This is a genomic window from Flavobacterium micromati, from assembly GCF_900129585.1.
GTDB lineage: Bacteria > Bacteroidota > Bacteroidia > Flavobacteriales > Flavobacteriaceae > Flavobacterium > Flavobacterium micromati.
In genome coordinates, this window is the sequence record NZ_FQWF01000014.1 from 33,275 (window position 1) to 49,243 (window position 15,969).

The following is a 15,969-nucleotide window of genomic DNA, read 5'->3' on the forward strand; positions in this document are numbered from 1 at the left end:
ATTTGTGTTTACCTTTAAAGAAAAATACTTCTTTTAAGATTTGAATCAAATATTTCGTAAATTTTCTCTTTTAAATATATTAAAAATGAAGCATTTTCTTTTTTCGGCACTGCTGAGTATTGCTATTTTCAATTTTGCAAAAGCGCAACAATTAAAATCTCCAAACGGAAATTTTGCAATGGATTTTACGTTGTTAAGTGATGGCAGTCCGTCGTACAGCTTAAATTATAAAAATAAAGCAATTGTAAAACCTAGTAAATTGGGACTAGAGTTAAAAAATGACAAAAAATCATTGCTGAATGACTTTACTATTGTTGACACAAAAACAGCAACATTTGATGAAAATTGGAAACCTGTTTGGGGAGAAGTTGCGGCAATCCGCAATCACTATAACGAACTAGCCGTAACATTAAACCAGAAAGAAACAGATCGAAAAGTAATTATTCGCTTTCGTATGTTTAATGATGGTCTAGGATTTCGTTATGAATTTCCTTCGCAAAAAAATCTAACTTATTTTGTAATTAAGGAAGAAAGAACACAGTTTGCAATGACGGGCGATCACACCGCATTCTGGATTCCTGGCGATTACGATACTCAAGAATACGATTACACCAAGTCAAAATTATCTGAAATTAGAGGATTGTCAGAAAAGGCAACGACTGATAATGTTTCTCAAAGATCATTTTCACCAACAGGAGTTCAAACTTCATTGATGTTAAAAACTGCCGATGGAATTTATATCAATTTGCACGAAGCAGCATTGATCAATTATTCTTGCATGCATTTGAATTTAGATGATAAAAACATGGTTTTCGAATCTTGGTTAACGCCAGATGCAAGAGGAGATAAAGGATACATGCAAGCGCCGCATCATTCGCCTTGGAGAACGATAATTGTGAGTGACAATGCAACAGAAATTTTAGCTTCAAAAATGACATTGAATTTAAATGATCCTAATAAAATTGAAGATACTTCATGGATCAAACCTGTAAAATACATAGGTGTTTGGTGGGAAATGATAACTGGAAAAAGCTCGTGGGCTTACACTGATGATTTTCCTACGGTACAACTTGGTGTGAGTGATTTTTCAAAAGCGAAACCAAACGGGAAACACGCCGCCAACAATGACAAAGTAAAAACATATATTGATTTTGCCGCTAAACATGGTTTTGATGCTGTTTTAGTTGAAGGTTGGAATGAAGGTTGGGAAGACTGGTTTGGTCATTCTAAAGATTATGTATTTGATTTTGTAACGCCTTATCCAGATTTTGATGTAAAAGGAATTGAAGCTTACGCAAAGTCTAAAGGAGTGAAAATGATGATGCACCACGAAACTTCGGGTTCGGTTCGAAATTATGAGCGACATATTGATAAGGCGTATCAGTTTATGAAAGACAACGGATATGATGCTGTAAAAAGTGGATACGTGGGCGATATTATGCCAAGAGGCGAAAACCATTACAGCCAATGGATTGTAAATCACTATCAATATGCTATAGAAAAAGCTGCTGAATATAAAATTATGGTCAATGCACACGAGGCAGTTCGTCCCACAGGAATTGCAAGAACGTATCCAAACTTGATAGGAAATGAATCCGCAAGAGGAACAGAATATCAGGCTTTTGGCGGTAATAAACCAAATCACGTTACCGTTTTGCCTTTTACACGTTTAGTGGGCGGACCAATGGATTATACACCAGGAATTTTCGAAATGGATATGAGCAAGTTGAATCCTGATAACAAATCTCATGTAAATAGTACAATTGCAAATCAGTTAGCGTTATACGTTACAATGTACAGTCCGCTACAAATGGCTGCCGATTTGCCCGAAAATTATGATCGTTTTCTCGACGCTTTTCAATTTATCAAAGACGTTGCAATAGATTGGAGCGATAGTAAATACCTAGAAGCAGAACCGGGAGAATATGTAACGGTTGCGCGTAAAGCCAAGGGAACTAATAATTGGTTTTTGGGTAATGTAAATGGAGAAACGCCACGAACTTCAACTTTAAAATTTGATTTCTTAGAAAAAGGAAAAAAATATGTAGCTACAATTTACGCGGATGCTAAGGACGCGCATTACAAAACTAATTCACAAGCTTATACAATCAAAAAAATGAATGTAACAAGCAAATCAAAACTAGAGCAACTCTCGGCTGCTGGCGGTGGTTTCGCTATTAGCATTATTGAAGTTAAGTAAAAAACAGTTGCCTAAAAATAAATTACCCCCAAATAGTTCATCGCTATTTGGGGGTTTTTTTATCACAAGAAAAGTCAAGTTAGATTTAGAAAGCAGATAAAAAAGTGACGGATTAAATACACTTTTTTAGATCGATTTTTGCAATTTGTAATTCAATACGCTCCGAAAAAATATCGACAAACTCAGACAATTTTTAGATTTTATTTAAGTAGTACGAACTATTATCAGTCGTATTTAATATTTTTAAACATTTAATTTTACCGCTCAAGGGATGTAAAGTTGTTTGAGAAAAGATCTTAGAAAGTACTTATTCGTTCTTAAATTTCTTAAGTGGGTTTAAAAAGACATTATTTTGTTTTCATTACTTTTTTATGATTTTGTATGAAAAATTATTGCTGCTAGTCAATTTTGCAAATGAAACCAAACAAGTCAATAATCATTCGTATAAATAAGTAGTTTCTGTTTTTACAATGCCATTTTCTTCTACAAGGGAACTGGAAACTGGGAAATTTAAAGTATTGTATTTAAACTTTCTGCTCGTACCAATTGCTGTGGTTGAAGTAGAGTTAAAATTAAGTTTATTATTATTCGAAATTGACTCTAGATCAAACTCTTCTTCATGAAATGAAATTATTGGAACAATGACTTTGTAATGTTGACCAAACGTGTTTTGAGCTATTAATAGTTCGACCGAATTTTTATCATCAAAACTATAATTCTTAAGCGCTTTATCGCCAATTAATCCTTTGTGACGAACGATATTATCTTTATAATAACCATATTCTATTTTGTTCACTATTTGCTGGTTCCTATCTCTGCTCGCGCGCCTTACAACCATACCATTCTCTACAACGTATTCAATATCGTCAATAAAAGTTTGCTGAATATTGCTTTTTTTAGTTATTGCTCTAACTCTTGATCCTTCGTAAGTTATAATTACCGTTTTAACTACCATTTCTCCACCTTCTTCGTATTTTTTAGTGAACTTTACTAATTGCCCATCCTTATTATACAAGTAATTAATAACCTCTTTCCAGTTACTTCCTTGTTTTTCTTTGACGGTCATATCCAGTAATTCTTTCGGATTGTAAAAAAAACTTTGAATTACATCAGATGTTTGAATAGAAAGCAACTTGCCATCCTTGAACAGTAGAGTTTTGTTTGTGATTTCACCACTTTTTAAGTTGCGAAAATTAGTTTTAGCACTAATAATTTGCTTTAATTTAACTGAATTTCCTGAGTCTTGACTGTACGTCAAAAAGGAGAAGGCCATTATGAAAATGGCAATAGAGTAGGTTTTCATTTTGGTTTATGTATTGATTTGGGACTGCCAAAGTACAAAAACTATTTACAGCATCTAATTTTTGAAATATAATTTGAATTAAATTTTTCCCGTTGTAGATTAGTTTAAATCCAAAAAAAAGAGTTCATCTTAAAACACAGATGACTCTTTTCTTTTTTAATTTCTTTGGCTTTTCTCTAATTCTAAAGCAAAACTTATTAATTCACCGAAATAAGATTTATTTCAAATATCAAAACTGATCCGCCTGGAATTCCATTGCGATTGCTATTTCCATAGCCCAAGTGAGCAGGTACCAGTAAAATACCATTCCCTCCAGTTCTAAAATAAGTAATTCCTTCTGTCCAACCCTTGATTACTTGTTGCAAGTTGAACGTTATTCCAGCGGCTGGACTTTGATCAAATACTTGACCATTAGTGTAATATCCTTTGTAAGCAACTCTCACATTGGAATTTGCGTTAGGCTGCGTGCCTGTACCTTGTTGATTGATCACATAATACAAACCTGTATCACTTTTTTGAGCGTTCAAGTTGTTCTTAGCAATATAATCTGTAATTTCTGTTTCGTTTCTGGCAACAAAGTTTTCTTCTTCTTGTTTGTCCTTTGAGCAAGAGATAAAAACCGTAAATAGTATTGCAATTAAGGTGTATTTCATGATTGTTTTTTTAATTTTTTGTTGGACAAATATAATAAAATTTATAGTTTAATTTTCCAGAATATAACTGACTCATTATTCCTGTAAAGTCTTACATCTCAAGTTCTAAGTTAAACATAAACGGGGAGAACCTAAATAAACTAATTAATAATTTTGGAATAATACTTTTGATACATATTCTTGTTATCAGTTTGAATTTTTTAGTTTATTTATTGTTGACATTCACTTTGATAAAAAAATAAAAGATTACACCGATAGTCCCAACGCCAGTAATAATAAATGTTGCATTCGCACTAAAATTATACCATATTAAACCTGCCATTGAACTAGCTAGCATCGTGCAAATACTTTGAAATGCGGTAAAAGTGCCAATGGCTGTTGCAGTATCTTTCTTGTCACTTATATTACTTATCCAAGCTTTTGAGATGCCTTCGGTTGCTGATGCGTATACTCCATAAAGAAAGAACAGTCCAAAATATAAGTATAGGTTAGTATTAAATGCCATACCAAAATAAACGATTGAAAAAATGACTAACCCGATTAAGAACATTTTTTTCATTCCAATTTTGTCAGCAATTCGTCCAAGAGGATACGCAAATAGTGCATAAATAAGGTTGTAAAAAATATAAACTCCAATAATCATTGTGTCGCTAATTCCGGATTGTTTCAATTTTAATAATAAAAAAACATCCGAACTATTAAATAGCGTAAAAAGTAATAATCCAATAACTAATTTTCGATATAAAATCGGGCTTTCTTTCCAGTAGTTCAAAAATGAAAAAAAAGATGTTTTTGGTTTGTCGGTGCTTACTTCTCTTTGTTTTTCTTTAATTAATAACGTAGCTATTACTGCAAGAACACCAGGGATAAATGCGATTAAAAATAATGTTTTATAATCTGTTGGATAATAATAGAGATAAATCAGCGCCATTGCTGGGCCAATCACTGCTCCTAATGTATCCATCGAACGGTGAAAACCAAATATTTCCCCTTTGGTTTTGGCAGTTGCTTCGTCGGAAAGCATGGCATCTCTCGCGCCTGTTCTAACTCCTTTACCGATTCTATCAATTGTTCGCGCAAAGAATATCCAAAGTGGAAAAACAAATAGCGCCATCATAGGTTTTGAAATGGCACTCAAGCCGTAACCGATTTGAACAAAAGGAAGGCGTTTTCCTAAATTATCTGATTTTTTTCCAAAGTATCCTTTGCTTAAACCAGCTATAGCTTCGGCAAATCCCTCTAAAACTCCAATCAGCACAATTGAAAATCCAATACTTTTTAGATAAATGGGCATTATGGGATAGAGCATTTCACTTGCTGTATCTGTTAATAAACTCACTAATGATAATATCCAAACGGTTCGGGTTATGTATTTCATAATCACAGTTTGATTTTCAGTCCCAAATTAACAATAACCCCATCTGTGGGTGCATAAATATTTCTGAAGGTTGAATTGGTGATTGTTCCTGTATAAATAGTATCCCAGTGTCTTTGCAAAGTACAATCAATAATAAAGTAAATTTAGATAACTATTTTTTAGAAATGATTCTCCATTATTTTAATTTAGCGCGCTGACTAAAAATTCCCATATCAGATATTAAAGCATGAATTAAATTTTTGAGAATTATAACAATTACTTATCTCCAAAAATCTGAACGTCATCTATTTGAAATCCTCCGTCCAAAGCTCTATTTCGTCCTGAACCTATATATTTAAAAGCGATATTGATTGTGCCGATATACGAGGACAAATCTACTGCGCCACTTCCTATAAATTGGTTATCAGGCGTAGCTTGATTTGGTAAGTTTACCGCTAAACGGGTCCACGTTGCGGCCGTTATATTCAGACCGTTAAAATTAGTAGAAACGTAAACTTCCAGCGCATTTAATGGGGAATCAACATCTAAACCATTTTGTGCCGCTCTAAAAGTTAGAATTTCTTTAGTATGAACGTCCATATTAATTTTTGGTGAAATCAGCCATGCCACGTTTGTGAGTACTCTAGTGCCTGAAATATAAAATTCAGCATAACTGTTCCCAGCGTACGCACCACCTCGCCAAGCAATTGATCCACTTTGAATAATATTAGCCCAACCTGCTAAACTCACATTCGACCTATCTACAACGGTTTTAAAATCTTGGGAAAAGAAAGGTATTGCTCTTTTTCCTGTCATCGCAACATCTTTTTCTGATCGAGGCAACAGCTGATAATCATCTCCAAATTTGGTCAAAACACCCCGTACTTTTCCGCTTCCATCAGGAACGATCTTAGTGGCGAAATCAGAAAAACTGCTGGTTCTAAAATAGATTTGATTGCCCGACTTGTCAATTAAACCCCAGTTTGTAGCACCACCTGTATTATTAACTTCTTCAAAATAACGCCGGCCAATTGCCTCTTCTGAAAATTGAACATCAGACAATTCTACTAACGTATTTAAATTAGAGTCGTTTAACAAATCAGACATTGTCAAAGACCGAACTAAATCTTCCTCTTTTAAAGTGGTGCAAGAAGCGTTCAAAATCTTTTTATAATCATTTTGCGAAAGTCGGCCCACTCCTCCTTGATTGTTGGAATTTACAAATATATTACCTATTCGCATTCCGCCAAACGAGAGATCGGTATATTGATTTTTTAACTTTATATACACTTTATTACCTATTCTAAAATCAATATAAAGGTTTGTCGCATCCACAGGAACACTAAATCCAATGGCAGGAGTTGTGGCTGTCGCCAAGGTTTGAAAAGAAATTGACTTAAAAAAGTTTCCTCCCTCATCGCTAGAAACAACATAAGCTTCAATAATATCGTCGAATTTATATTGGGTAACAACATCATTTGTAATAGCGCGAATCTCACTAACCTTTTTATTTGTTAGCAAATCAGGTTGTGTGCAAACTAGTTTTGGAGCAGCAACGTCATCGCTCACACAACTGTAACAAACAAATATAATTACTATCAATAAGCAGACTTTATAAAGTGTTGATTTCATAAGCGTTAATTTAAAAATTGACATAAAGATTTACAAAATAGGTTCTTCCATATCCATAAAAATATTTATTCCCAAAAGAAGGCGTACCGCTGGAAACATCTTGATCCCGTTCTCTGAAATTAGCGTTTCTAGCTTGTTCATAACCTCCTGTTTTATAAGATAGATTGAGCACATTATTGATGCTGGCAAAAATCCCAACGTTTTTCCCGTAAATGATCCACGATTTCCCACCTACAAAATTCAGTAATAAAGCGGGATCAAATTTTTCTTGTTTTAACAATTCAGTTGCCCGTTCAACTGTCGCTTCTGGAAAATTGAAACCGCTCGCTGGATTTCTAAAAAATATATCAGTTCGTGCCACTGGAGAAACATCAATATAACTGTTTGTGAGATAATTTATATTAGCGCTAATCCACCAATATTTAGGATCTCTATATTCTAATCCAACCGAATAAGCGCGCTGTGGTATGCCTGCTTGCTTGTAATTGCGGAGTGCTGCGGTTCCAAAATCAAAAATTGGACTTGTATTTTCTACAGATGCACGTGCATCATTTGTCAATTTTACATTTGGATTACTAGCGTAAGTGTAATGCCCTAAAGCAGCTGAAAAAGTTGTTTTAAGTGTTGCGGTCAATTGATATTCTGCACTTATTTCGGCGCCTATATTTTTCTTGTCCAATTGGGTCATTGTTTGACTTACAAAAGCATCGGTATTTAAAAATCCGGCACCATCATCAAAAATGCCTTCTGCGTAAAAAAAAGATATTTGAGAGGCATTTTTTATTAACGAATAGTAGGTTGTGAATCGGGCTTTAATTTTTGGAGATCGATAAATATAACTTGCATCTAGACTGCTAATGGTCTCGCTTTGTAAATCGTCAACAACCGTATTGTTTAAACGAGAATTGGGGAAAGTATTTCGCAGTGAAGGTGCTTTACTCAAGCGAGCCGCATTAAATGTTACCAATTGCTTTCCAGAAATTTTTAAATTTAACCCACCTTTGAATCCAAAATTTTCGAATTGCACTTTTTTGCTTTTTCCAAAGGAGCTAGTTTCATAAATTCCATTTTTGTAAAGTCCTTCTCTTTGATATAAGCTACTTGAAAATTGTTGAGCGAGATAGAAATCCACTTTTTTATAGGTGAATTTAAACTGGGTGAACGCATTCATCGTGGTGGCTAAAAAATTATAATTGTATCCATAATTATCTCCCACAACTACTTGACGATCTGGATTATTTAAATCAGATTGTGATTGTCGTCCACTGTAAAACGGATCAATATCATCAAAATAAGAACCGCCAAGTAAATCCAGTAAATGTTGAGAATTATGCGATCTTAATTTTTTAAACGAAGCGGCGGCGTTCAAAGTAATATTTTCTGATAAATGTGACATTAAAGTAGTTGTCAATATTGCCGTTTGATCTTTAACTATATCTTCGTATAAAACATATTTACTTTTTGAAGGTTCGTAACCTGTTATGATTCCGTTTGAATTTAAAATAGGACTTTGATTGGCTCGATAAATAGCGGTCCAATCTATTTGTGAATTACTTAAAAAGGAATCCCTGCTTTTAGCTGCATTCTCAAAATCAGGAGTAAACGCTCCCGAAAATTCGCCGTTATCTCTGGCATACAAAGAGGTATAAAAACTAGGCAGTGATCGGTAATAGGTCGGATCTGGACTATTAGCGTTTTGAAAATCGATATTGCTATTGGCTATTTTTCCAAATTGATAAGTCGCACTTGTATTCAAGTTTGTTTTTTCATTGATTTTGAAGAAATGATTGAGCATAATTGTGGGCATTTCTATCGTTTTTACACGCGCATTTCTTTTTTTACCATCCTGAAAACCCCAGTAGGAATTGTATTTTACATTGGTCAATTGGGTAACTTCATCTGTATTTGGCGAGTTTTTAGCTCTGGAATTTGGTGTGTATAGCGCTGTAAGATTTAAGGAATGATGGTCATTTAATTTTTTTTCGAGGCTAATAAAAAAAGAGGTCGCATCATAGTTAGTTCCTTCAAAATAGCCTTCTTGAGCCCAGCGTTTCCCACCTGATACTACAAAAGCCCAGCCACTTGCATTCATTCCTGAGGCGTGAGTAGCCATAGTACGCCAATCGTAATTAGTATTTGTTCCTGAAAATGTGATACGGGAACCAGGTCTATAAATTGAGGCTCGCGTGTTTATTTCTTGCGTTCCTAAAATACCGCCAAAATTGTAATCAGAAGGAGCGGTTCCTAACGTAAATTCTTGATTGCGAAGCGCATCATTGAGTCCGCCCCATTCGCCCCATTGCGGTCTGCCGTCATAAATTTTGTTCATGGTTACGCCATTAATCATCATGGTAGAATATTCACTATCTAAACCTCGAACTCTAAAACGGGCTTGCCCCCAGTTGAAAGCAGCGGCTTGTAAAAAAGCATCACGCGTGGCTTGCAAAAGTCCCGAAGTGCTCTCGGAACTACTATTTTGATCGCTAAAATCACTTTCAATTAGGGTTACAATACTGCTTTGCAATTCAAATGATTGATCTTCCTCGAGTAATATTATGCCCAAATCTAGTTTTTGCCCCGCAATTATTGCTATGGGATATAATGCATCTTTATAACCTTGACTGCGAACTTGAAGTAATAAATCACCAGATGGAACAGGATCAAAATTAAATTCGCCATTTGGTTTTGTGAGTTGCATTGCCGTTGAATTCTGGATACTAATAATTACAAAACCTAATGGATTTTGTGTCTTTGAATCTATTACTTTGCCGTAAAAACCGCCATTGTTTTGTGCAAATGCGCTTCCTATTTTAATGACAAAAAAAACTGCAACGTAATATTTAATCATACATTTTTGCTGCTATTAATTGATAAAACTACTGAGTTATGAGTGAGATGTTTTTTTTTTAATTACCAATGCGCAGTTCAACGTATACAATTTCTTGATAAGTTGAACTGATAACATGGCAAGCGTATCCTTAAATAGAATAACAGCTTTAAAATGATTAAAAAATGAATTTTGGAAAAGTGGTATATACTTTCGGGATTTTGTGCTAATAAATGTGGTATTTACTATTTAGCACAAAAATCTAAACGCCTTGTCATATATATTTGAGGATAAAAGTAAGACAAAAAATTGTTAAATAGCTGATTTTCAGATAAAAAAAATAAAGAAGTATTTTTAATTGAATTTTTAGTAATCGATCTTGAAAAAAACATACGTTTAACTTAGCCCCGGTAGAAGCAAGTATCCCGCGCTTTTTATGCGTGGATACTGCGGATGACGGGACAAAAAGTGTTTTGAAAACGAATTCTCTGCTGCTAATAATAAAAATTATGCAATTGCTTTTATCCTGCTGACCATGATAGTAATTAGGATTCCAAAAACACCAATGAATGCAAAAGAAAATCGAAGACTTGAGAACTCTGCTATGTATCCAATTACCGGCGGACCCAGTAAAAATCCTAAAAAACTAACGCTTGAAACTGTAGTAAGAGCTACGCTAGGCGAAACAGTTTTATTTTTTCCTGCAATGCTGTAAACGGTGGGTACAACGGTTGAAACGCCAAGACCTACAAACATAAATGCGATCGTGGCTGGAATAATATAAGGGAAGATCACAGCTGTAAAAAGGCCAAGAGAGATCATAATTCCGCTAATTTGTAAAACTGTTTTTCTCCCAAATTTTAGGATCAGGCTGTCGCCAATGAACCTACCGCTGGCCATTGTAATCATAAATGAAGTGTATCCTAAAATTACTAATGGTCCAGGTGCTTTTATGACATCTTTGAAATAAATTCCGCTCCAGTCAAACATTACACCTTCACTGGCCATGCAGCAAAATGCAATAACTCCGAGCCAGATAAGTGCGCTATCAGGTTTAGTAAACATTTTTTTCTTCTCTATTTCGATCTTTTCTTTGGCAACAATTAAAAATTTATAGTTGAAAGCGATAAGCAATAATACGATTGCACCAATAATTAAGAAATGAATGTATGGCGTGAGTTTAAAAGCCAACATCGCTAATCCTACGAGCGCTCCGGTGAATCCCGCAAAACTCCACATTCCATGAAACGAGGACATGATTGTTTTCTTGAATAAGACTTCTGTGTAAACTCCTTGAGTGTTTACGGCGATATTAGCTAAATTTCCAAATATTCCAAAAACAAATAGTCCCAAAGATAATTGCCAAGATTGAGCCGCTAAGCCAATATTTGTTAAGCTAAAAACATAAAAAAATAATGAAAAAACCAACATGCGGTGGCTACCAAAACGGCTAACTAACTTTCCTGAAAACGGCATAATTACCAGTTGTCCTAATGGCAAGGCAAATAATATGGTTCCTAAATCGCCTTCACTAAGTTGTAAAGTTGTCTTGATATCAGGAATTCTACTGGCCCAAGTTGCAAAACACAAACCCATTGCAAAATAAAACGCGGAGACTGCCCAACGTATTCGCCGTAAATACGAGATTTTTGCGGTAGTAAAGGATTTCTTGATTTTACCTTTGTTTCGTAACCTTCCTAAAAAATTTAAATCTATCAAAATGATTTATTTTAGCTTATAATGGGACAAAACTACGAAAAGGAATTGTTTACTGATTCATTGTAACAATGGTGGAGATAAATACATCGTTATTGTTTATAAAAATATTTAATTATAGCTGGAAAATCGCTCCACAAATTTTATTTTTTTCTAAAAATTTACAGCTCGACTGTTCACTTTATAAATCAATTGCCTTTTTTTGAGCACTACTTTGTATTGCTGCTTCAATAATTTGCATTACACGCACGCCATCTAAGGCAGTAACAGGTTCCACAGTGTTATTAATGATTGAATGATAAACGCCGTCAAAAAAATCATAATAATTCCCTTGTAGTGTTGGAATCAATTTTTTTATGATCTCGCCCTTAATTTCCGTGTGTAATAACCCTTGATTTTCGATCGATTCAGTTCCCCAAGTATCGAAATTTGGTTTTTTACCTAATTTCAATTCGTCTTCTTGAACATCGCCATGTGGTTTTAAGAATGATCCTTTTTTACCGTGAATCACGTAAGATGGATTTGCTTCTCGAACAAAAAATCCTGCTTTTAATCGAACGCGAAAATCCGGATAATACAATAGAATATCAAAATAATCATCTACCAAGGAATGTTCTCGAGTGATGCGAATATCTGCAAAAACTGATTTTGGCATACCAAATAAACAAAGGGCCTGATCAATAATGTGTGGGCCCAAATCCTTTAAAATCCCCGCTCCAGAATTAGCAGTTTCCTTATGTAGCTTAGGACTCAAAACAGGATTATATCTATCAAAATGAATTTCGGCTTCTACGATTTCGCCCAGCAATTCTTGAGACAGAATTTTTTGAACGGTTTTAAAATCGCTATCCCATCGTCGGTTTTGAAACACCGCAAGTTTTACCCCTTTTTCATTGGCAATAGCCGCTAATTCCTGCGCTTGGGCAACGGTTGTTGTAAAGGCTTTTTCAACAATGGCATTTTTGCCTGCAAGTAAAACTTTCTTGGCATACTCATAGTGCGTTTCAACTGGTGTATTTACAATCACTAAATCGACATCATCTTCGAGTAATTCCTCTATGGTGGAATAGCTTTTCACTGCTGGAAAATCATTCTGAATTAATTTCTTTGTTCGTTCCCAAGCGCCAACCATTTCAAAACCGGGATGGAAATGGAGAAAAGGCGCATGAAAGACTTTGCCTGACATTCCATAAGAGAGTAGAGCTGTTTTTATTTTTTGCATGACAACTTACTTATAATTGATAGTTTCACTGAGTTACACTGTATCATAAACAGCTGTTTTTCTATTCCACTAAGTTACTCTCTGTATTACACTAAGTAGCTCGCTTAAATTATTAATTTCACTGTGTTACACTGTGTATTACACTGAGTCTCTCTGTGTGGCTTGCTTACATGTATAATTTTAAATGAGTTACTCTGTAAATTACACTGAGTTACTCTGTGTAGCTTTTATTATTATTTATTAATTCCACTGAGTTTCAACGTGTGCTAAATTTTTGCTCTTAAATATTGTTTTGGCCATTCTACATCTGTTTGTAATTCATCTGCAAAGGTTAATCCTAGATATGGGTCTCGCAATGATTCTCTACCAAACAAGATTAAATCTGCTTTTCCTGACGTGATTATTTCTTCAGCTTGAGCTGCATCAGTAATTAAACCGACCGCTCCAGTCATAATTCCAGTTTCTTTTTTTATGCTTTCGGCAAAAGGAACTTGATAATTAGGTTCTACCGGAATTTGCTGATGTGAAACCGCTCCGCCTGAAGAAACATCAACTAAGTCCACCCCTTTTTCTTTCAATATTTTTGAAAGTTGGATCGATTCTTCATTATTCCACCCACCGTCTGCCCAATCAGTAGCTGATATTCTGATGAATAACGGTAAATTATTTGGCCATTCTGATTGGACAGCTGCAACAACTTCAAGCGTTAATCGAATTCGGTTGTCAAAACTTCCGCCATACTCATCGGTTCGGAAATTAGATAAAGGGGAAAGAAATTGATGGAGTAAATAACCGTGTGCCGCATGGATTTCCAGCACTTGAAACCCTGCTTGAACCGCTCTTTTAGTAGCTGCTTTAAAATCGGAAATCACTTTTTGAATTCCGCTTTTATCTAACGCAATTGGCGTATTTTCACTTTGATGATATGCTATTGCACTTGGTGCAACAGTTTCCCATCCACCTTCATTTAATGGAATTTTTCTACCACCATTCCAAGGCGAAGCTGCACTGGCTTTTCTTCCAGCATGCGCCAACTGAATTCCGGGAACCGAATTCTGACTCACGATAAACGCATTGATTTGTTTCAGTTTTTCGATTTGTTCGTCTTTCCAAAGGCCGAGATCTTCGGGAGAAATCCGCCCTTCAGCAGAAACCGAAGTCGCTTCCTGAATTACTAATCCTGCACCACCACTAGCGCGACTGCCAAGGTGTACCAGATGCCAATCATTAGCAAAGCCATCAACGGCTGAATATTGACACATAGGTGAAATAGCGATTCTGTTTTTGAGCGTGATACTTTTTATTGAAAGAGGAGAAAATAATTGTGATGACATTTAAAAAAAATTTAAGGTGTAATTTTGAGAAATACTCGTTTAAAAAAGTAAAGTTAACAGACTCATTGGAAACGAAGGATTGAATTTCCAATAATTAACAAACATTTAAAACGCTGCGGAACAATTATTGCAAAATAAACAAATAGAAAACCTTACTTTTGCGAGTTATAAAAGAACTAATATTAAAAAATGGACATATTTATAAAGCTTTCTCAATTTTTATTGAGTTTATCACTACTTATTATACTTCACGAATTAGGACATTTTATTCCTGCTAAGTTATTTAAAACCAGAGTCGAAAAATTTTACTTATTTTTTGACGTTAAATATTCCCTTCTAAAAAAGAAAATTGGTGAAACCGAATACGGAATTGGGTGGCTGCCTCTTGGTGGTTACGTAAAAATATCCGGTATGATAGATGAAAGTATGGACAAGGAACAAATGGCTTTGCCACCACAACCTTGGGAATTTCGATCTAAGCCAGCTTATCAACGTTTAATTATTATGTTGGGCGGAGTTACTGTCAATTTTATTTTGGCATTCATTATATATATCGGAATGGCTTATGTGTATGGCGACATTTACATTGCAAATGATGATTTGAAGGATGGTTTATTGATCGAAAATAAAGCGCTGGAGAACGTAGGTTTTAAAACAGGAGATAAAATCATTTCGGTTGACGACCAAAAAATTGTAAAGTTTGATAACGACATTAATATGAAAGTTGTCATGGCAAAAGAGGTTTTGATCGAAAGAAATGGTGCAGAGCAAACTATAAAAATGCCCATTGATTTTGTAGACCAATTATCAAAATTCGAGAAAGGACAGTTGTTAGGGATTAGAATGCCGTTTGTAGTTGGATCTGTCCTTGAAGGATCTAAAAACACCGCATTGCAACCTAAAGATATTGTTATTTCACTAAACGGACAGCCTGCCAAATATTTTGATCAAGCACAAACGATTTTGGAAAATAACAAAAACAAAACAATTGACGCTACTGTTATAAGAGATCAAAAAGAAATTCAAGTTCCAGTAATTGTTTCCAATGATGGAAAATTAGGAATTGCTCGAGGCGGATTGGGTATGGACTCGCTTGAAAAACTAGGATATTATAAAATTAGTAAGCAGGAATTTAGTTTGCTGGAATCTATACCGGTGGGAATTACAAAAGGTAAAGATCAGTTAGTAGGTTACGGAAAACAATTGAAAATGATTTTTAGTCCAAGTACTGGAGCTTACAAGCAAGTAGGTGGTTTCAAGGCTATTTTTGACATCTTTCCCAATACATGGAGCTGGGAAACTTTCTGGCGAATTACTGCTTTATTATCCATTATGCTTGGTGTTATGAACTTATTACCTATTCCAGCACTTGATGGTGGACATGTAACGTTTTTATTATACGAAATTGTCAGCGGTAGAAAACCAAGCGACAAATTTCTAGAGAATGCGCAATTAGTTGGTTTTGTTTTACTTATCACACTATTACTATTTGCGAATGGAAACGACATTTACAAGGCAATCGTAGGCCGATAAAAAAAATTAAAAAAAGTTTGGTTTTTATTTGCACAAATCAAATGATAGCCTATCTTTGCACCGCTTTAAAGATGTAACGAAAGTTACTTTTTATTGCTCAGTTTCCTTCTTAGCTCAGTTGGTTAGAGCATCTGACTGTTAATCAGAGGGTCCTTGGTTCGAGCCCAAGAGAGGGAGCTTTTACAAAAAGAC

10 protein-coding genes and 1 tRNA gene are annotated in these 15,969 nt (G+C 34.9%); 3 read left to right on the plus strand and 8 right to left on the minus strand.

Going from position 1 to position 15,969, the window contains the following annotated elements; translation table 11 throughout:
* The first annotated feature begins 85 nt into the window (after positions 1 to 85).
* Positions 86 to 2,200 (plus strand): glycoside hydrolase family 97 protein, encoded by a 2,115-nt coding sequence (locus tag BUB42_RS14445; RefSeq protein ID WP_073021692.1) that lies wholly within the window; start codon positions 86 to 88, stop codon positions 2,198 to 2,200.
* A 436-nt stretch (positions 2,201 to 2,636) separates the two neighbouring features.
* Here the strand turns inward: BUB42_RS14445 and BUB42_RS14450 are convergent, their stop codons facing one another.
* From BUB42_RS14450 to BUB42_RS14485, 8 genes are all read right to left on the minus strand, one after another.
* Positions 2,637 to 3,503: a hypothetical protein gene (locus tag BUB42_RS14450; protein WP_073021631.1), complete on the minus strand. Its 867-nt coding sequence runs from the start codon at positions 3,501 to 3,503 to the stop codon at positions 2,637 to 2,639.
* A gap of 197 nt (positions 3,504 to 3,700) precedes the next feature.
* Complete coding sequence (locus BUB42_RS14455) at positions 3,701 to 4,156, minus strand: FKBP-type peptidyl-prolyl cis-trans isomerase (protein ID WP_073021633.1); 456 nt, start codon at positions 4,154 to 4,156, stop codon at positions 3,701 to 3,703.
* Positions 4,157 to 4,361: 205 nt separating this feature from the next.
* Positions 4,362 to 5,534: an MFS transporter gene (locus BUB42_RS14460; RefSeq protein ID WP_073021634.1), complete on the minus strand. Its 1,173-nt coding sequence runs from the start codon at positions 5,532 to 5,534 to the stop codon at positions 4,362 to 4,364.
* Positions 5,535 to 5,789: 255 nt separating this feature from the next.
* On the minus strand, positions 5,790 to 7,145 hold the full coding sequence (locus BUB42_RS14465; protein WP_073021694.1) for a DUF5689 domain-containing protein: 1,356 nt from the start codon (positions 7,143 to 7,145) through the stop codon (positions 5,790 to 5,792).
* Between the two features lie 10 nt (positions 7,146 to 7,155).
* A complete protein-coding gene (locus tag BUB42_RS14470) occupies positions 7,156 to 9,993 on the minus strand; it encodes a carboxypeptidase-like regulatory domain-containing protein (protein WP_073021636.1) in 2,838 nt (945 codons plus the stop codon).
* A 486-nt stretch (positions 9,994 to 10,479) separates the two neighbouring features.
* Entirely contained in the window at positions 10,480 to 11,691 is a 1,212-nt protein-coding gene (locus BUB42_RS14475; protein ID WP_073021638.1) for an MFS transporter, read from the minus strand.
* 178 nt (positions 11,692 to 11,869) lie between these two features.
* The gene (locus tag BUB42_RS14480) at positions 11,870 to 12,910 is read right to left on the minus strand and encodes a Gfo/Idh/MocA family oxidoreductase (RefSeq protein WP_073021639.1); all 1,041 of its coding nucleotides are present in this window, start codon (positions 12,908 to 12,910) and stop codon (positions 11,870 to 11,872) included.
* A 266-nt stretch (positions 12,911 to 13,176) separates the two neighbouring features.
* Positions 13,177 to 14,244: an NADH:flavin oxidoreductase/NADH oxidase gene (locus BUB42_RS14485; RefSeq protein WP_073021641.1), complete on the minus strand. Its 1,068-nt coding sequence runs from the start codon at positions 14,242 to 14,244 to the stop codon at positions 13,177 to 13,179.
* A 189-nt stretch (positions 14,245 to 14,433) separates the two neighbouring features.
* On the opposite strand from BUB42_RS14485, the gene rseP reads away from it, so the two are divergent.
* The gene (gene rseP, locus BUB42_RS14490) at positions 14,434 to 15,777 is read left to right on the plus strand and encodes an RIP metalloprotease RseP (protein ID WP_073021643.1); all 1,344 of its coding nucleotides are present in this window, start codon (positions 14,434 to 14,436) and stop codon (positions 15,775 to 15,777) included.
* A gap of 103 nt (positions 15,778 to 15,880) precedes the next feature.
* Positions 15,881 to 15,954 (plus strand) — tRNA-Asn (locus BUB42_RS14495).
* Positions 15,955 to 15,969 lie beyond the last annotated feature (15 nt).